We start from the raw sequence: 18,857 nt of genomic DNA on the forward strand, positions 1-18,857 counted from the left end.
GGCACATCCATGTCCGAGAAACACCTGCACCTCAACGCGTTCCTGATGTCGGTGGGTCACCACGAGGCGGCCTGGCGGCTGCCCGAGAGCGACCCGCACGCGCACACCGACATCGACTACTACGTCAAGCTCGCGCAGACCGCCGAGCGCGGCAAGCTCGACTCGATCTTCTTCGCCGACAGCCCCGTGCTGATGGGCGATCCGGGCCGCAGGCCCAGCGGCAAGCTCGAGCCCACGGTGATCCTGACGGCCGTGGCCGTGCAGACCAGCCGCATCGGTCTCATCGCCACCGCGTCCACCAGCTACAACGACCCCTACAACCTGGCCCGCCGGTTCTCCTCGGTGGACTGGGCCAGCAACGGGCGGGCCGGGTGGAACATCGTCACCACCGCCGGTGGCGACGCCGCGCGCAACTTCGGCCTCGACGACACCCCCGAGCACAAGCTGCGCTACGAGAAGGCCGCCGAGTTCGTCGAGGTCGCCACGAAACTGTGGGACAGCTGGGACGACGACGCCGTGCTGGCCGACAAGGAACTCGGCATCCACACCGACGCGTCCAAGGTGCGCAAGATCCTGCACCACGGCGAACACTTCCGGGTCGACGGTCCGCTGAACGTGCCGCGCTCCCCGCAGGGCTATCCGCTGCTGGTGCAGGCGGGGTCCTCGGAGGACGGCAAGGAGTTCGCCGCCCGCTACGCCGAGGCCGTGTTCACCGCGCAGCAGACCCTCGAGGACGCCAAGGCGTTCTACACCGATCTCAAGGCGCGCACCGTCGCCGCGGGGCGCGATCCGGAGACCATCAAGATCCTGCCCGGCATCGTCCCGATCATCGGCGACACCGAGGAGGAGGCCAAGGCCCTGGATGCCGAACTGGCCCGGCTGATCTCGCCGGAGTACGCGCGCAAGCAGCTCGCCGACCGGTTCAAGCTGCCCATCGACGAGCTCGACCTCGACGCCGAGCTGCCCGAGGATCTGCCCACCGAGGACGACATCGAGGGCGCCAAGAGCCGCTTCACCCTCATCGTGAATCTGGCTCGCCGCGAACGGCTCACCCTGCGCGAACTGATCGCGCGCCTGGGCGGCGGTCGTGGTCACCGCACCTTCGCGGGCACCGCGGTGCAGGTCGCCGACGCCATCGAGGACTGGTTCCGGCAGGGCGCGGCCGACGGGTTCAACATCATGCCCGCCGTGCTGCCCTCGGGCCTGGAGCGTTTCGTCGACGAGGTCGTCCCGATCCTGCAGGAGCGTGGCCTGTTCCGCACCGAGTACACCGAGACCACCCTGCGCGGCCACTACGGCCTCGCCCGGCCCGCCAACCAATTCGACACCGCGGACGCGCTCGTGGCCGCCCGATGAGATCGGATTGGATCCGCTACCTGGTCGGTCGCTGTCTCGAGCACCGGCGGCTGGTGATCATCAGTTACGCCGGTGCGCTGGCGGCGGCGCTGCTCACCGCGGCGCTGCCGCTGGTGGTGCGGCACGTGGTCGACACCCTCAGCGCCACCGCCGCCTCGGTGGCGCCGTGGGTGGTGCTGCTGCTGGTGCTCGGCGGGGCGCGGTTCGCCGCGTCCTACGCGCGGCGGGTGGCGTCCTCGGAACTGTCGCTCGGGGTGCAGCACGACCTGCGCCGTGACCTGTTCGCGGCGCTGCTGCGCTTGGACGGACGCGAGCAGGCCCAGCTGCGCACCGGGCAGGTGGTCAGCCGGGCCATCACCGATGTGACGCTGATCCAGATGTTCCTGCAGCTCATCCCGATGATCGCGGGCAATGTGGCGCTGCTGGCGGCGGTGCTGGTGCTGATGACGGTGATGTCACCGGCGCTCACGGTGATCGCGCTGCTGGTGCTGCCGGTGCTGTGGATCGTCACCCGGCGCAGCCAGCGTCAACTCTTCCCGGCCAACTGGGACGCCCAGGCCCGCGCGGCCGAGGTCGCCATGCGGGTCGAGGCGGCGGTGGCGGGCGTGCGTGTGGTGAAGGGGTTCGGACAGGAACGCTACGAGCTCGACCAGCTCGGTGACAGCGCCCGCACGCTGTACCGGTCGCGGCTGCGGGTCGCCCGGATCACCAGCCGGTTCACCCCGCTCGTGCAGGCGATCCCGGCCGCCGGGCAGGCGCTGGTTCTCATCGTCGGCGGGCTGTTGGCGTTGCGGCAGGCCGTCACGCTGGGCACCTTCCTCGCGTTCATGACCTACCTGAGCGCCTTCGTCGGGCCGGTGCGGCAGTTCTCGATGCTGCTCACCGTGAGTCAGCAGGGCAAGGCGTCGCTGGACCGGGTGCGCGAGGTGATCGAGGCGCCGGGCGACGAGGTACGCGCCGCGCCCTCGCCCGCGACTGCCGCGTCCGGCACCGCGCCGCCGCCGACGATCGAATTCGACGGGGTCCGTTTCGGTTTCGACGACACCCCGATCCTCGACGGGCTCGACCTGCGGATCGGCTCCGGCGAGACCGTCGCGATCGCCGGTGGCGCGGGCAGCGGCAAGACCATCCTGGTGTCGCTGGTGCCCGCCCTGCTCGACCCGGACGCCGGTGCCGTGCGCTTCGACGGCGTCGACCTGCGCGCGCTGCCCGATCCACGCGCCCAGGTGGCGATGGTCTTCGAGGACACCCACCTGATGGCCGACTCGATCCGGGCCAATGTCGCCTACGGCAAGCCCGAGGCCACCGACGAGCAGGTCTGGCACGCGCTGTACCTGGCCGCGGCCGACGGCTTCGTCCGGGCCCTGCCCGAGGGCCTCGACACCACCATCGGCGAACGCGGGCAACGGCTCTCGGGCGGGCAGCGTCAGCGCATCGCGCTGGCCCGCGCCCTGCTCACCGACGCGCCGGTGCTGGTCCTCGACGACGCCACCTCCGCCATCGACGCCCAGGTCGAGGAACTGATCTACCAGCGCGTCGGCGCCGAACTGCGCCAGCGCACCACCATCGTGGTCGCGCACCGCATCTCCACGCTGGCACTGGCCGACCGGGTGGCCGTGCTCGACGGCGGCCGCGTCGCCGAACTGGGCACTCTGCGCGAACTGCAGCACTCCGGGGAGCTGTTCCGCGCGCTGTTCACCCCGCCCGAGGTGGTGGGGATCGGCGCCGATCCGCAGCGTGAGACCGACCGGGTGGCCACCGCGGAACTGTGGGTGGCCCCCGAGGTCGACGAGGACGACGACCGGACCATGGAACACCTGGCCAAGGCGTTCGCCCGACGCTCGGCGGGCGCACCGGCCGGTCCCGGCGCGGCGGGCGGCGGCGGCATGATGGCCAGCGCGCCACCCAGCGGTGACATCGTCGCCCTGCTGGAGAAGCTGCCGCCGGTCTCCGGCGAACCCGAGGTCGACGAGTCGTTCTCGCACACCCCCGACACCGCCTTCTCGCTGCCCCGGCTGCTGCGCCCGTTCACCTGGCCGCTGCTGGCCGGGCTGGGGCTGGTCGGGCTGGACGCCATCGCCCAGGTGCTGATCCCGTTCCTGGTGCGCTACGGCATCGACCACGGCGTGCTGGCCGGGGCGCGGGACGTGGTGCTCGGCGCGGCGGCGCTGGCGATCGCGGTGGTGGTGATCGACTGGGCGATCAGTGTGGCCCAGGTGCGCGTCACCGGGCGGGCGGGCGAACGCCTGCTCTACGGGTTGCGCGTGAAGACCTTCGCCCACCTGCAACGACTCGGCCTGCAGTACTACGAGCGCGAGCTCGGCGGCCGGATCATGACCAGGATGACCACCGACGTGGACGGTCTGTCGGCCTTCCTGCAGACCGGCCTGGCCACCGCGCTGACCAGCACCGTCACCATCGCGGGCGTGGTCGCCGCGCTGCTGGTGATCGATGCCGGGTTGGCCGTGGTGGTGCTGGCGTTGCTGCCCGTGCTCGCGGTGGCCACCGTGGCCTTCCGGCGCGCCTCGATCCCGGCCTACAACCTGGCCAGGGAACGGGTCAGCGCGGTCAACGCCTACCTGCAGGAGAACGTCGACAACATCACCGTCACCCAGGCGTTCCGGCGCGAGGCGGTCAACCAGACCGAGTTCGAGCGCCGCTCCTGGGCCTATCGCACGGCCCGGCTGCGCTCGCAGGTGCTGATGGCGGTGTTCTTCCCGTGCATCGAGCTGATGTCGGTGATCGCCACCGCCGCCGTGCTCGCCGTGGGCGTGCACCAGGTGCGCGACGACCTGCTCACCGCGGGCACGCTCATCGCGTTCCTGCTCTACATCGAGCTGCTGTTCGCGCCGATCCAGCAGCTCTCGCAGGTCTTCGACAGCTACCAGCAGGCCGTGGTCGGCGTCGACCGGATCGGGGAGCTGCTGCGCACCCCCGTCGACACCCCCGAGGCCGACGATCCGCTGCCGGTCACCCGCCTCGACGGCGCGATCGAGCTGCGCGCGGTGAGCTTCGCCTACGCCACCCGCGCGGAGACCGTGCTCGACGGGCTCGACCTGCGGATCGAGCCGGGACAGAAGGTCGCGCTGGTCGGCGAGACGGGCGCGGGCAAGTCCACGCTGGTCAAGCTGCTCGCGCGGTACTACGACCCGACCGAGGGCGCGGTGCTGGTCGACGGTGTCGACATCCGCCGGTTCCGGCTGCGCGACTTCCGCAAACGGCTCGGCGTGGTGCCGCAGGAACCGTTCCTGTTCGGTGACACCGTGCGCGAGGCCATCGCCTACGGGCGGCCGGAGGCCGAACCCGCCGAGATCGAGTGGGCCGCGCGGGCGGTGGGCGCGCACGAGATGATCGCCGCGCTCGAACACGGCTACTACCAGTCCATCGGCGCGCACGGGCGCAGCCTGTCGGCCGGGCAGCGCCAGCTGCTCGCGCTGGCCAGGGCCCAGCTCATCGACCCGGACATCCTCATCCTGGACGAGGCCACCGCGTCGCTGGACCTGGCGACCGAGGCCAGGGTGCGCGCCGCCGTCGACGTGCTGACCGCCGGTCGCACCACCCTGGTGGTGGCGCACCGGCTGGCCACCGCCGCCGACGCGGATCTGATCGCGGTGGTCGGGTCGGGGGCGCTGGTGCAGGTCGGTACGCACGCCGAGCTGCTCGCGGTGGACGGCCCGTATCGGCGATTGTGGGCCGCCTACGTGGGCGACGAGCCGCAGCGTATTTCCAGCTAACCGGCGTGGGGTCGGCTGCCGTCCGGAGGGGGTGCTCCGGACGGCAGCCGTTTTTGTGGGAACGGGGGTGGAAAACCGTCGGTCTACCGGTTGAATCGGGTTTCTCCAGTGTTGCGTGGAGTAACAGTTACCTGCGGGATTGTCGCGTTGCGGGCACGTTCGGGGTCGGCGCACGTACGCTAGTAGTGAGTCACCAGGTGCTGTGACCCACGGAGCTAATCCACAGGCACCCGTGCGGTCGCACCGGCTAGGAGGTGTGCGATGAGCATTTCGCCCGAGATCGAGCCCGCGGTGCGGGCGCCCGAGGCCGAACCGGTGGCGCACACGCAGGACGGAACCGTCAGCGGAATCTGGGACGGGCCGGTCGCGGTGTGGCGCAGCATCCCCTACGCCGCCCCACCCGTCGGACCGCACCGCTTCGCGCCCCCGCGCCCGCCCGAACCCTGGGACGGCGTGCGCGACTGCGCGGTCTTCGGCGAGATCGCGCCGCAGGCCATGGGCGCGATGGTGCCCGTCGACTCGGATCTGCGGATGGGCGAGGACTGTCTGTGGGTCAATGTCTGGTCGCCGCGTCCCGAACCCAGTGAGGACGAACCGCGCCCGGTGATGGTGTGGCTGCACGGCGGCGCCTACTGCCTCGGCACCGCCGCGCAGACCATCTACGACGGTCGCAAGCTCGCCGAGGCCGGTGACGTGGTGGTGGTCTCGGTGAACTACCGGCTCGGGGTGTTCGGCTTCCTCGATCTGTCCTCGTTCGGTGAGCGGTTCACCGCCAATCTCGGGCTGCGCGACCAGTTGGCCGCGCTGGCCTGGGTTCGCGACAACATCGCCGCCTTCGGGGGTGATCCGGGCAATGTGACCGTCTTCGGGGAGTCCTCCGGCGCGGGGTGCGTCACCGCGCTGCTCACCTCGCCCGCCGCGTCCGGGTTGTTCCACAAGGCGATCGCCCAGAGTCCGCCCGCCACCACGGTCTTCGGACAGGAACGCGCGGCCGTGGTCGCCCAGCGCTACCTCGAACTGCTCGAACTCGGGGCGGGCGAGGCCGATCGACTGCTGGAACTGCCGCTCGAGCGGCTCGTCGAGGTCGGCGCGGTGCTGTTGGACGAGGTGCCCACCCGGGAACCGGGCAGGCTCGCGGCCGCGCCGGTGGTCGACGGGGATCTGCTGCCCGGCTATCCGATCGACCGCTTCCAACAGGGACGTTCGCATCGGGTGCCGCTGCTGATCGGCACCAATCGCGACGAGGCCTCGCTGTTCCGGGTGCTGCGCTCACCGATCATGCCGGTGACGCCGGACACGGTGAACGCCATGCTGCGCGATGTGGCCGCCTCGCATCCGGAGATGTCACCGGAGCGGATCGCCGAGATCACCTCCGCCTACCCGCACCTGGCGAAAACCCGGGGCGCGCTGGCCATGTCGACCGACGCGGCGTTCCGGATGCCCGCGGCCTGGGTGGCCGAGGCGCACGCGCAACACTCACCGACCTGGATGTACCGCTTCGACTACGCCACCCCGATGCTCAAGGCGGCCCGCGTCGGCGCCGGTCACGCCACCGAATTGCCGTACGTCTTCGGCAATTTCGGCACCCTCAACCACGACCCGACCTTCTGGCTGGGCGGCCGCAAGGCCTCGGTCGCCGTCTCGGGCCGCATGCAACGCCGCTGGCTCGCCTTCGCCGAACACGGCGTCCCCGCCGCCCTCGACGGCTCCAAACACTGGCCGCACTACCGCCCCGCCGCCCGCACCACCCTGCTCATCGACACCATCGACCGCGTCGTCGACAACCCCGACGCCGACCTCCACTCCGCCTGGGGCGACCAAGCCGTCGGCTTCAGCTAGCCGCTCAGACGTCGGTGGAGAAGCGGATGCCGCCGTCGGGGATTTCCACGCCGGGCCAGACGCGGGCGCCGCGCAGGAGTTCGCAGCGGGCGCCGACCTGGGCGCCGTCGCCGATGACGCCGTCGCGGACCAGGGCGCGGGGGCCGATGCGGGCGCCGAAGCCGACGATGGAGCGTTCGACGGTGGCACCGGCTTCGACGACGGCGCCGTCGAAGATGACCGCGCCGTCGAGGCGGGCACCGGCGCCGATCTCGGCCCCCCGGCCGACCACGGTGCCGCCGATGAGCAGGGCGCCCGGCGCGACACCCGCTCCCGGATGCACCAGGGACTCGCCCCGCTGACCCGGCAGGGCCGGGGAGGGGGCGATACCGCGGACCAGGTCGGCCGAGCCGCGCACGAAGTCCTCGGGAGTGCCCATGTCGCGCCAGTAGGAGGCGTCGACGTGGCCCTGCACCCGGGCGCCCTCGGCCAGCAGCGCGGGGAAGACCTCGCGTTCCACCGACACCGGGCGACCAGACGGGATCTTCTCGATGTACTCGCGCCGGAACACGTAGCAGCCCGCGTTGATCTGGTCGGTCGGCGGATCCTGGGTCTTCTCCAGGAACGCGGTGACCCGGCCGTCGGCGTCGGTCGGCACACAGCCGAAGGCGCGCGGGTCGCTGACCCGGACCAGATGCAGGGTGACGTCGGCGTTGGACTTCTCGTGGGTGTCGAGGATCGCGCCCAGATCGGTGCCGCCGAGGACGTCACCGTTGAAGACCATCACATTGTCCGCGCGCAGCTTGGGCAGCACATTGCGGATGCCGCCGCCGGTGCCGAGGGGCTCGGTCTCGGTGACGTACTCGATCTCGAGCCCGAGCTCGGCGCCGTCACCGAAGTGCTCCTCGAAGACCTCGGCCTTGAACGAGGTGCCCAGCACCACGTGGGTGATCCCGGCCTCGGCGATGCGGGCCAGCAGGTGGGTCAGGAAGGGCAGCCCGGCCGTCGGCAGCATCGGCTTGGGCGCCGAGAGGGTGAGCGGACGCAGCCGCGTGCCCTGTCCGCCGACGAGGATGACCGCGTCGGTGCCTGAGTTGCCTGCCATCGAGTTTCCCCTGTTCACAGTGAACGGCGTCTCGCTCAGACGCCAGCTTCATTTTTGCCTGCCTCGACGCCCTACGTGGTTACGCAGGCTGCCGCCTCCGGGCGCTGACGAGTCAGGCAGTGCGCGCTTTCTCGCGCAGCGCCGATCGAACCGCAATCCTGGAGCGAACCGCAAGTCCGGCCCGCAACGCGCCCCGCAACGGGGCCTGCCACCAGTGCGGATGCCGGTCGGCCTGGAAGCGGTAGGCGCTGGCGTGATGCGCCGGGAGCATGATCTCCGGGTGCTTGCCCGCGGCGTGGCCCTTGGCGTGGGTCACCTCGGCGTCCGGGACGAACACATTGTGCCAGCCCGCCTTGCCCATGCGGTCACCGAAGTCCACGTCCTCCATGTACATGAAGTAGCGCGAGTCGAAGCCGTCGATGGTGTCGAAGGCGGCCCGGCGCACCAGCAGGCACGAACCCGACAGCCAGCCCACGATCCGCTCGGAGACCTGCTCGTTCTCCTGGCGATACCGCACCGACCAGGGGTTCTTCGGCCAGATGCTGCCCAGGATCGCGTGACCGGCACCGTCGGCGAGGCCGGGGACCCGGCGCGCGGACGGGTAGACGCTGCCGTCGGGCTCGCGCACCATCGGGCCGATCGCGCCCGCGCGCGGCCAGCGCTGGGCGGCCGCGAGCATGATGTCGATGGAATCGACGCCCCACCGGATGTCCGGGTTGGCCAGGATGACGAACTCGACCGATGGATCGATCTCGGCCACGGCCCGGTTGATGGCACCGCCGTAGCCGATGTTGCCGCCGGTGCGCAGCAGCCGCACGTGCGCGTTGGCCTCGGCGACCAGTTCGGGCACACCGTCGGTGGACCCGTTGTCGGCCAGGATCACCTGCGGCTTCTCGCTGGTGGCGTCGGCCAGGGTGGTGATGAAGTGCTCGAGGTGCTCGCCCGGTGAATAGGTCACCGTGACGACCGCGAGGCTCGCGGGGGCTGGAGAATCGGCTGCGTCGGCTGCGTTCACGACTGCGGAGCCTAGTCGGACAACGCGCGCAGTGTGGCGGTGAGTGCGGAACGCCAGGGCCGCAGCGGGGTGAGCCCGGCCGCGTTCCAGGCCGCCGGGGACAGCACCGAATAGGGCGGGCGCGGTGCGGGTCTGGGGAAGGCCGCGGAGTCGCACGGCAGGACCCGGGCGGGGTCGGCGCCGAGCTCGGTGAACACGGCGACGGCCAGGTCGAACCAGGTGGCGGCCCCGGCATTGGTGGCGTGCGACACACGCGGAGCGTCCGGCCGGGTGCTCAGTTCCAGCAGGGCGGCGGCCAGGTCGGCGGCGCTGGTGGGGGAGCCGAGCTGGTCGTTCACCACGCTGACGGTCTCGCGTTCGCGTTCCAGCCTGCGCATGGTCGCGACGAAATCCCCCTCGACACCGGAGTACACCCACGCCGTGCGCACCACCTGCGTGCCCGGATACGCGAGCGCGGCCCGCTCGCCCGCCAGCTTGGAGGCGCCGTAGACGGTGGCGGGGCCGGTGGGGTCGTCGGGTTCGTAAGGGGTGTCGGCGGTGCCGGGGAAGACGTAGTCGGTGGAGACGTGGATGAGCCGGGCGCCCGCGTCGGCGCAGGCCGCGGCCAGGACGGCGGGGCCGGTGGCGTTGACGGCGAAGGCGGCCTCGCGATCGGTCTCGGCGGCGTCGACGGCGGTGTAGGCCGCGCAGTTGAGCACCACCGCGCCGGGGGTGAGCACGGCGTCGACGGCGGCCCGGTCGGTGATGTCGAGTTCGGCGCGGCCCAAGCCACGCGCCGCCGGTGCCAGTCGCAGGATTTCTCGCCCCAGCAGACCACGCGCGCCGGTTACGATCAGGCGGGCGGGGTCGGGGAAATCGACGTTCACGCGGCAAGTCTGGCACGCCGGGACACCTGCGGTTCGGCCCGACTGTGGTAACTGTTGGTTAGCCTGTGATGGCTGCCGGGCGAAGGGGTTGTGCGGGGAGTTCGTCGAGAGGATGCGCGAGTGCGAGAGTCGACACGGCCGCCAGCGGTCAGCACCCCGATGGGGACGGTGGGTCCGGCCAAACTCATGGTCGCGATCTCGGCCGTGCTGGTGCTGGCGCTCACCGGATTCGCCTGGCGCAGTGTCGACAACCTCATCGCCAACATCGATCGCATCGGCGGGCTCGGCCTGGGCGGCGAACGCGACGGCGCGGTCGACATCCTTCTCGTCGGCGTCGACAGCCGCACCGACGCGCACGGCAACCCGCTGACCACCGCCGAGCGCAACATGCTGCACGCGGGCGACGAGGTGGGCACCAACACCGACACCATCGTGCTGGTCCGCGTCCCCAACGACGGCCGCTCGGCCACCGCCATCTCCATTCCGCGCGACTCCTACGTCGACGTGCCGGGCCAGGGCAAGGCCAAGATCAACTCCGCCTACGGCGCCACCAAGGAGACCGAACGCGCGAAACTGCTGTCCAAGGGCAGTTCCGAGGCCGAGGCCGAACGGGAGTCGACCAAGGCGGGTCGGCAGGCGCTGATCAAATCGGTGGCCACCCTCACCGGCATCACCGTCGACCACTACGCCGAGGTCAGTCTGCTGGGCTTCGTGCTGCTCACCGATGCCGTGGGCGGCGTCGAGGTGTGTCTGAACGAGGCGGTCGACGAACCGATGTCGGGTGCCGACTTCCCCGCCGGGCAGCAGCGTCTCGACGGTCAGCAGGCCCTGAGCTTCGTGCGGCAGCGACACGGATTGCAGCGCGGTGACATCGATCGCATCGTGCGTCAGCAGGTGTTCATGGCCCAGCTGGTCGGGCAGCTGCTCAATGCCAAGGTGCTGGCCAATCCGGGCAAACTCAGCGATATCAGCGAGGCGGTCGGGCGCACGGTGGTGCTCGACGACGACTGGGACGTGCTGGCGTTCCTGCAGCAGCTCAAGGACCTCTCCGGCGGCAAGGTGGAGTTCGAGACCATCCCGGTGGCCGATCTCAACAGCATGACCCAGGCGGGCGAATCGGTCGTGCGGGTGGAACCGAAGAAGGTCCAGGCGTATGTGAGCGGGCTGGTCGGCGAGGAGCCCGAACCCGCCGACCAGACCCCGAAGGTGGACCCGTCGACGGTGACGGTCAGCGTCTACAACGCGGGCGGCGCCACCGGCCTGGCGGCAAAGGTCTCGACCGCGCTCACCGGCAAGGGTTTCACCGAGGGCACCGTGGGTAACTACACCGGTGGCAGCGTGAGCTCGAGCCGAGTCCTCGCCGCCGATACCGCCGATCCGAAGGCCGCCGCGGTGGCCGAGGCGCTCGGTGGTCTCACCGTCGTCGCGGATTCGTCGCTGTCGGCGGATACGGTGAGCGTTGTCCTGGCGAGCGACTACTCTGGTCCCGGCTCGAGCGCGGCGAGCATGTTCGACATCGACTCCTCGTCCTCCACGGCGACCGCGACGCCGGTACCGCCCGCCCCGCCGATCGACGCTGGCCAGAACGGACCGAAATGTGTGAATTGATCCATGCGTGAGCCGAATTCGACGCTGACCGACATTCTCCTCGACCCGATCCTCGAGCGTGACCCCGCTGGCCCCCGCGTCACCTGGTACGACGACGCGAGCGGCGCCAGGATCGAGTTGTCCGGTCTCACGTTGGCCAACTGGGCGGCCAAGACCGCCAACCTGCTGCGCGACGAGTTCGCGCTCAGCCCCGGTGCCAGGGTCGCGGTGCTGCTGCCCGCGCACTGGCAGACCGCCGCGGTGCTGCTCGGTTGCTGGTGGGCCGGTACCGAAGTGGTGCTCACCCCCGATCCCGACGCGGACCTCGCGCTGGTCACCCCTGACCGGCTCGACGACGCCGACGGGGTCGGCGAGGTGGCGGTGCTGTCGCTGGACGCCATGGGCACGCCGGTGCGCGACCTGCCGCCCGGTGTCACCGATTTCGCGACCGCGGTGCGGGTGCACGGTGATCAGTTCCGGCCCGGCGGTTTCCGCGCGGCGCTGGACGGGCTCTCGGTCGGCGAGGTGCTCGACGCGGCCAGGAAGTCGGCGCAGTCGCAGGGCATCGCCGCCGGGGACCGGGTGCTGTCGAGTACGCCGTGGGAGACGGTCGAGGAACTGGTCGACGGTTATCTCGCCGTGCTGTACGCGGGGGCGTCGCTGGTGCAGGTGGTCAATCCCGATCCCGCCGCGGTGGCCCATCGCGTCTCGACCGAGCGGGTCACGGTGCAGCGCTGACCCGTCCGGCCGCCCGTCGCCCCGGTAGGTACCCGCCCCGCACCGGCTTCCCCGCTCCTTCCCGGACCGGCGCCCTCCCTCCTACCCAGGTATAGGCCGGGCTCCTTCCCTGGGACGTGTCGTGTGTCACAGGCTGTCGGTACCGTGGATGACACGTTCGACACGAAGGGGTGGCGATGATTCCGCGGTACTGGTGGCGATGGTCGGCCGAGCACGGGGCGCCCCGTGCGATTCTGCGGTGGCGTACGTGGCGCCGCGATCCCTTCGCGATCCTGCTCAGCGGCGAGCGGGGCCTGAATGATCCCTATCCGCTGATCGACGAGCTGCGTGCCGAGGGCGGTCTGCGCCGCACGCCGCTCGCGTACGTCACCTTCGAGCACGCCCAGGTGCGAGCCATCCTGCGCGACAACCGCTTCGGGGTGCGTCCGGCGATCACCCAGGACGTCCCGGCGCCGTGGCGCCGCCGCGCCGACGCCGCGGCGGTGCCGCCGAACCCGGTCGAGCCGCCCTCGATGCTGGTGATCGACCCGCCCGAGCACACCCGGATGCGCAAGCCGGTGGCCTCGGCGTTCACCCCGCGCGCCATCGCCCGGCTACGGGACCGGGTGGAGGTGGTGACCGCCGAACTGCTCGACGCCATGCCCGCACACGGCTCGGTCGACCTGATCACCGATTTCGCGGCCAGGGTGCCCATCGCGATCATCGCCGAGATGCTCGGGTTCCCGGCCGCCGACCGCGAACTGTTCCTGCGCTGGGGCGACCGGGTCACCCCGCTGCTCGACATCGGCACCTCCTGGCGCACCTATCGCGCCGCGCTGGCGGCCATCGAGTCCATGGACGACTACCTCGCCGCCCACATCGCCAAGCTGCGCGAGGAGCCCGGCGAGGACATCCTGTCCACCCTGGTCACCTCGGGCGAGCTGAGCCTGCCCGAGTTGCAGGCCAGCGCCAGCCTGCTCATGGGGGCGGGCTTCGAGACCACGGTGAACCTCATCGGCAATGCCATCGCGGCGCTGTCGGCCAATCCCGACCAGCTCGCCCTGGCCCAGGCCGATCCCGACCTCTGGCCCGCCGTGGTGGAGGAGACGCTGCGCTTCGACCCACCCGTGCAGACCACAGCCCGCCAGACCCTCGAGGATGTCGAGATCGATGGCGTCCGCGTCCGCGCCGACAGCACGGTCATCCTGTCGCTGGCCGGGGCCAACCGCGACCCGGCGGTCTTCGCCGACCCGCACCGCTTCGACATCACCCGACCCAACGCCAAGGACCACGTGGCCTTCAGCAGCGGCATCCACTCCTGCCTCGGCGCCAGCCTGGCCCGCATGGAAGCCGTGCACGCCCTGCGCGCCCTCTACGAGCGCTACCCGAATCTGCGCCTGCGCGGCGAGCCCACCCGGCGCAACCTGTTCACCCTGCACGGTTACGAACACATGCCGGTCGACCTGGGCCCCATCGCCCGCACGTCGGCTCCGGACGACTTGGCGGGAGTCGCGCGGCGAGGGTGAGCGCCGGGCCCGAGCGCTAGGCTCCCGCGCGCCAGCGGTAGCGGGTCTTGGGCCTGCCCGCGCGGCCGTAGTCGGCGCGACGCTCGGCCAGGCCATCGTCGGCGAGCTTCTCCAGATACCGCCAGGCGGTGATCCGGGAGACGCCCACGACCGCGGCCGCGTCGGTGGCGGTGATCCCCGACTCGGCCGAGCGCACCGCGCGCGACACCTCTTCGAGGGTGTGCTGCACGACGCCCTTGGGCGCCCCGGCGCGCTGGTCGGCGGTGCGCAGGGCGCCCAGCGCGCGGTCGATGTCGTACTGCGACAGCGCCGCCTCGCCCGCGGGCAGGGCGGTGTCGAAATCGCGGTAGCGTTCGAGCTTTTCGCGGAAGGCGGCGAAGGTGAACGGCTTGAGCAGATACAGCACCACGCCGTGCGCCACCGCGTTGCGCACCATGGTCAGCTCGCGCGCGGAGGTGATGGCGATGACGTCGGGGCGCGGTTCCAGGGCGTTGAGCGCCGCGGCGACCTCGAGGCCGCTGATGTCGGGCAGCCCGATGTCCATGAGCACCAGGTGGAACGGCTTGTCCGCGTCGATGGCCTCGGCGGCCAGGGCCAGCGCGTCGCGTCCGGTGTGCGCGACCCCGCCGGTGACGAAACCGTCGAGCCGTTCCAGATAGGCCCGGTGGGCCTGCGCGATCAACGGCTCGTCCTCGACGATCAGGACGCGGATCATGGCTTCTCCCTCAGCGGAATACGAACGATGACCGCGCTGTGTGGTGCGGCCGTGGTGGTGATGGCACCGCCGTGCCGGTCGACGAGGCGGTGCACCAGCGCCAGGCCCAGCCCGGCGTGGTCGGATTTCGTGGTGTAGCCGCGTTCGGCGGCGCGCACGAACATCTGGGCCGACATCCCCGGTCCGCTGTCGGCGACGCGGACCACCAGGTCACCGTCGCGGTGGCGTACCGACACCTCGACCCGCTTGTCCACGGTGCCCGCGGCGGCGTCGATGGCGTTGTCGACCAGATTGCCGACCAGGGTGACGGTCTCCTGCGCGGAGAGCGGATCGGTGGAGTCCAGCGCGGTGTCCTCGGTGATGGCCAGGCCCACCCCACGTTCGGCGGCCTGGTCGACCTTGCCGAGCAGCAGCGCGGCCAGCGCCGCGTCCCCGACGGCGGCCAGCAGCCGGTCGATGAGGACCTGGGAGAGTTTGAGCTCCGCGGTGGCGAAGGCGACGGCTTCCTCGGGCTTGCCCAGTTCCACCATGGTGACCACGGTGTGCAGCCGGTTGGCCGACTCGTGGGCCTGCGCGCGCAGCGATTCGGCGAAGCCGCGCACCGAGTCGAGTTCGCCGAGTACCGCGCGCAGTTCGGTCTGGTCGCGGATGGTGAGCACGGTGCCGATCTCCTCGCCCTCCCAGGTGACCACGTCCTGGTTCACCAGCAGTACCCGGTCGGTGGTCACGTGGGTCTCGTCGCGCACCACACCCCAGCGCATCTGCTGTAGCGAGATGGGCAGGTTGCTGCGGTGTACGGGGCCGTCGGGCAGGTCGAGCAGGGTGCGGGCCTGGTCGTTGACCACCTCGGCGGGCCCGGCGTCCGCGCCGAAGACCACCAGCCCCTCGTGCACCGAGTGCAGCACCGCGTCGTGGTGCTCGTAGAGCGCGCGCAGTTCCTCGGGCGCCAGGCCGTGGGTCTGGCGTCGCAATCGGCGGCTGAGCAGGAACGAGGAGAAGGCCGCCAGCGCGAGCCCGGCCGCGGAGACCCCGAGGATCACCGGCACCTGCGAGGCCACCTGGGTGCCGATCTTGGCGCGGGTCACCCCGGCCGAGACCAGCGCCACCACCTTGCCGTTGTCCAGTACCGGGGTGACCGCGCGGATGGAGGGGCCCAGCGTGCCGGTGAAGGTCTCGGTGAAGGTCTGCCCGGCCAGCGCCTTGTCGATATTGCCGACGAAGGGTCGGCCGATCATCTCGGGGGTGGTGTGGGTGAAGCGGGTGCGGTCCGGGGCCATCACCACGATGAAGTCCATGCCGGTGTCGGCGCGGATGCGTTCGGTGGTCGGTTGCAGCAGCCCGCTCGGGTAGGGCGAGTTCACCGCGGCCAGCGTGGAGGGGGAGCGGGCGACGGTCACCGCCACGTCGCGGACCTGCAGGGTGGTCGCCACATCGTGGTCGTGGCGCGCGTCGAGCACCGCCAGCACGGTTCCCGTGCCGATCATCAGTGCCAGCACCACCAGCTGCCAGACGAAGGCCTGCCCAGCGAGCGACAGCCGTCCTCGTCGCATCGTGTGTCCGACCTCGTTCCTCGATGTTCCAGAAACGCGACCCTACCGACTGGTTGTGTTGCGCGGCGACCTTCGCCCCGATAACGACCTCCGACCCCGGACACGCCGCGGGCCCCGCGACGCTCGCGGGGCCCGGCGCTACCTCGGTGACACGGCCTCACGCGGCCGCCGCGACCGCCCGCCGCGCGGTGACGGTGCGGTGCTCGAGCAGCAGCAGGCCGCCGGTGATCGCGACCAGCAGCGCGGTGAACCCGTGCACGCCGAAGGCGGTGGCGGCCGAGCCGTGCCGGGCCAGCACGGTGAGCATGTCGCCGACCGGGACCAGCGCGATGACCAGCGTCACCAGACCGAGCGCGAAACGCTGCCGCGCCACCAGCAGGGTGATGATGAGCAGCCCGGAGACGATGTCGCGCACGCCCTTGAGGTTCAGGAAGGCGGTGGCCTCGCCCTCGGGCCAGGTGGGCAGGCCGAAGCCGGGCGCGATGGTCTCGGGGGTGATCACGTAGTTCAGGCCGACGTAGAGGATGAAGGCGGCGCCGATCAGGGACAGGACGGTGGCGATGCGCGAGACGTTCATGGGGTGCTCCTGCAGTTCAGTACGTCGCTCGAAAATCTAGCGGCGCTAGGTGATGAGAAGAACGATAGCGCGGCTACCGCCTCTTGTCTAGCATTGCTAGAATTTCGAGCATGAGTACTCAGACGCGCAAGGAACGGGAACGCGCCGATCGTCGTCAGCGCATCGTCGACGCGGCCAGGGAACTGTCCTCGGCCGACGGCTGGGACGCGGTGACCATCCGCAAGCTCGCCGACCGGATCGAGTACAGCCAGCCGGTGCTCTACAGCCACTTCGCGGGGAAGGCCGCCATCGTCGGCGCCGTCGCCCTGGAGGGCTGCGTCGAACTCACCGCCGCGCTGCGCCGCGCCCACGACGCCGCGCGCACCCCGCGCGAGGTGATCGACAACATCGCCCGCGCCTATCTCGATTTCGCCGACGCCGACCCCGCCCGCTACGACGCCATGTTTGTGCTCAACACCGACCTCACCTTCGGCCTGGACGCCCCTCAGCCGCTGCGCGACGCCTTCGCCGCGCTGGAGGCGATGTTCCGCGGCACCGCCGAGGGCGACGAACTCGGCGCCCGCACCGAGGACGCCTGGAGCGCCCTGCACGGCCTGGTCACCCTCGACCGCAGCGGCCGACTGCGCCCCGAACTGCGCGAACGGCGCATCGAACTGCTCGTCGACATGTGGGCCACACTGCACTGAGCCCTCAGCCGGTGACCACTGTCTCGTCGGCGGTCCCGCGCGGTCCGCGTAGGTTGGAGACAGCAACTGGATCCGTCGAGCTGGGAGGACGCCGATGGCGGAGGTCGTAGTAGTCGGCTCCGGCCCGAACGGCTTGGCCGCCGCGGTGATCGCGGCCAGGGCGGGGCTGTCGGTGCGGGTGCTCGAGGCCCAGCAACAGCCGGGCGGCGGCTCCCGCACCGCCGAACTCACCCTGCCCGGCTTCCACCACGACGTCTGCGCGGGCGCGCACCCGATGGCCCTGGCGTCCCCGTTCTTCCGCGCCTTCGATCTGGCCGCGCACGGCGTGGAACTGCTCGCGCCCACCGTCTCCTACGCCCATCCGCTCGACGGCGGCGTCGCCGGACTGGCCTGGCGCAATCTCGAATCCACGGTGGCCGATCTCGGCCGCGACGGCCCGGCCTGGCGCTCGCTGTTCGCCCCGCTGGTCGAGCACTGGCCCGACGTGGTCGAGCTGGCCATGTCGGACCTGCGGCATCCGCCGCTGCGGATTCCCACCGGCGTGCGCTTCGGGCTGCGGCTGCTGGAACAGGGATCGCCGCTGTGGAACAACCGCTTTCACGACGACATCGCGCCCGCGCTGCTGACCGGAGTGGCCGCCCACGCCATCACCGTGCCGCGCGCGCTGCCCGCCGTGGGCGCCGCGCTGCTGCTGGGCACCCTCGCGCACGCGGGCGGCTGGGCGATCCCGCGCGGGGGCAGCCAGGCGATCCCGGACGCGCTCATCACGGAACTGGAAAGCCTCGGCGGCGAGGTGGTCACCGGCCATCGCGTCGACGACTTCGCCGAACTCGCCACGGCGCGCGCGGTCCTGTTCGACACCTCACCCGCCGAATTCCTGCGCATCGCGGGCGACCGTCTGCCCGAGCGATACCGTCACCGCCTCAACCACTTCCGCTACGGCGGCGCCGCCTGCAAGGTCGATTTCGCGCTGTCGGGTCCGGTGCCGTGGGCCGCGCCCGGCGCCGACCTCGCGGGCACTCTGCACCTGGTCGGCACCCGCGCGGAGGCGATGACAGCCGAACGGCAGGTCGCCGCGGGACGATTCGCCGAGCGCCCGTACGTCCTGGCCATCCAGCCCGGCGTGGTCGACGACACCAGGGCCCCGGCCGGTCAGCACACCTTCTACACCTACGCCCACGTCCCCAACGGTTCCGATCGCGATATCAGCGAGACCGTCATCGCCCAGGTCGAGCGGTTCGCCCCCGGTTTCCGCGATCTCATCCTGGACACCCACGTGCGGCCCGCCGCGTTCATGCCCGCCCACAATGCCAACTACGTCGGCGGCGACATCTCCGCGGGCGCGATGACCCTGCGCCAGACCGCCTTCCGCCCGCTGGCCCGCTGGAACCCCTACGCCACCCCGATTCCCGGCAGCTACCTGTGCTCGTCGTCGACTCCGCCCGGTCCCGGCGTGCACGGGATGTGCGGCCTGCACGCCGCCGGGCACATGCTGCGCACCAGGTTCGGGGTCCGCACCGACCCGCTGGACCTGCTGCGCGGCGCGTCCCCGTCCTACCGCCGCACCGGCTGATCGCGGCCCGCCCCCGATCCGAACGCGCTCGC

General features: G+C 71.2%; 14 protein-coding genes. 8 read left to right on the forward strand and 6 right to left on the reverse strand.

The features are described 5' to 3' along the window. The first annotated feature begins 9 nt into the window (after positions 1–9). The 3 genes from QC180_RS14865 to QC180_RS14875 all read left to right on the forward strand — a co-directional run bounded on the left by QC180_RS14865 (position 10) and on the right by QC180_RS14875 (position 6,929). Positions 10–1,356: an LLM class flavin-dependent oxidoreductase gene (locus QC180_RS14865; protein WP_278263323.1), complete on the forward strand. Its 1,347-nt coding sequence runs from the start codon at positions 10–12 to the stop codon at positions 1,354–1,356. Further along, entirely contained in the window at positions 1,353–5,090 is a 3,738-nt protein-coding gene (locus QC180_RS14870; protein WP_278263324.1) for an ABC transporter ATP-binding protein, read from the forward strand. Before QC180_RS14865 ends, QC180_RS14870 begins: the two co-directional genes overlap by 4 nt. A 261-nt stretch (positions 5,091–5,351) precedes the next feature. Then, positions 5,352–6,929 carry a carboxylesterase/lipase family protein gene (locus QC180_RS14875; RefSeq protein ID WP_278263325.1) on the forward strand — a complete coding sequence of 526 codons (1,578 nt, stop codon included), beginning with the start codon at positions 5,352–5,354 and terminating at the stop codon, positions 6,927–6,929. Positions 6,930–6,933: 4 nt separating this feature from the next. On the opposite strand, the gene manB is transcribed toward QC180_RS14875, so the two are convergent. The 3 genes from manB to rfbD all read right to left on the reverse strand — a co-directional run bounded on the left by manB (position 6,934) and on the right by rfbD (position 9,894). Further along, entirely contained in the window at positions 6,934–8,013 is a 1,080-nt protein-coding gene (gene manB, locus QC180_RS14880) for a mannose-1-phosphate guanylyltransferase (protein ID WP_278263326.1), read from the reverse strand. A 112-nt stretch (positions 8,014–8,125) separates the two neighbouring features. Beyond that, positions 8,126–9,028 carry a glycosyltransferase family 2 protein gene (locus QC180_RS14885; RefSeq protein ID WP_278263327.1) on the reverse strand — a complete coding sequence of 301 codons (903 nt, stop codon included), beginning with the start codon at positions 9,026–9,028 and terminating at the stop codon, positions 8,126–8,128. Between the two features lie 11 nt (positions 9,029–9,039). After that, entirely contained in the window at positions 9,040–9,894 is an 855-nt protein-coding gene (rfbD, locus tag QC180_RS14890; RefSeq protein ID WP_278263328.1) for a dTDP-4-dehydrorhamnose reductase, read from the reverse strand. A gap of 159 nt (positions 9,895–10,053) precedes the next feature. Between rfbD and QC180_RS14895 the strand changes: the two genes are divergently transcribed. The 3 genes from QC180_RS14895 (at position 10,054) to QC180_RS14905 (ending at position 13,724) form a co-directional block, all read left to right on the forward strand. Then, entirely contained in the window at positions 10,054–11,502 is a 1,449-nt protein-coding gene (locus tag QC180_RS14895) for an LCP family protein (protein WP_278263659.1), read from the forward strand. Between the two features lie 3 nt (positions 11,503–11,505). Next, the gene (locus tag QC180_RS14900) at positions 11,506–12,219 is read left to right on the forward strand and encodes a TIGR03089 family protein (protein WP_278263329.1); all 714 of its coding nucleotides are present in this window, start codon (positions 11,506–11,508) and stop codon (positions 12,217–12,219) included. 176 nt (positions 12,220–12,395) lie between these two features. Then, positions 12,396–13,724 (forward strand): cytochrome P450, encoded by a 1,329-nt coding sequence (locus tag QC180_RS14905; RefSeq protein WP_278263330.1) that lies wholly within the window; start codon positions 12,396–12,398, stop codon positions 13,722–13,724. Positions 13,725–13,740: 16 nt separating this feature from the next. On the opposite strand, the gene QC180_RS14910 is transcribed toward QC180_RS14905, so the two are convergent. From QC180_RS14910 to QC180_RS14920, 3 genes are all read right to left on the reverse strand, one after another. Further along, the gene (locus QC180_RS14910; protein WP_278263331.1) at positions 13,741–14,439 is read right to left on the reverse strand and encodes a response regulator; all 699 of its coding nucleotides are present in this window, start codon (positions 14,437–14,439) and stop codon (positions 13,741–13,743) included. Beyond that, positions 14,436–15,989, reverse strand: coding sequence for a sensor histidine kinase (locus tag QC180_RS14915; RefSeq protein WP_278263332.1), 1,554 nt, complete (start codon positions 15,987–15,989; stop codon positions 14,436–14,438). The genes QC180_RS14910 and QC180_RS14915 overlap by 4 nt, the downstream gene beginning before the upstream one ends. Positions 15,990–16,146: 157 nt before the next feature. After that, positions 16,147–16,566 (reverse strand): DUF4267 domain-containing protein, encoded by a 420-nt coding sequence (locus QC180_RS14920; RefSeq protein ID WP_278263333.1) that lies wholly within the window; start codon positions 16,564–16,566, stop codon positions 16,147–16,149. A 110-nt stretch (positions 16,567–16,676) separates the two neighbouring features. On the opposite strand from QC180_RS14920, the gene QC180_RS14925 reads away from it, so the two are divergent. Together QC180_RS14925 and QC180_RS14930 are read left to right on the forward strand one after the other, a co-directional pair. Continuing rightward, positions 16,677–17,252: a TetR/AcrR family transcriptional regulator gene (locus tag QC180_RS14925; protein ID WP_278263334.1), complete on the forward strand. Its 576-nt coding sequence runs from the start codon at positions 16,677–16,679 to the stop codon at positions 17,250–17,252. A gap of 94 nt (positions 17,253–17,346) precedes the next feature. Continuing rightward, complete coding sequence (locus QC180_RS14930) at positions 17,347–18,825, forward strand: phytoene desaturase family protein (RefSeq protein ID WP_278263335.1); 1,479 nt, start codon at positions 17,347–17,349, stop codon at positions 18,823–18,825. Positions 18,826–18,857 lie beyond the last annotated feature (32 nt).

Source organism: Nocardia anocheti, from assembly GCF_029675105.1.
Lineage (GTDB): Bacteria > Actinomycetota > Actinomycetes > Mycobacteriales > Mycobacteriaceae > Nocardia.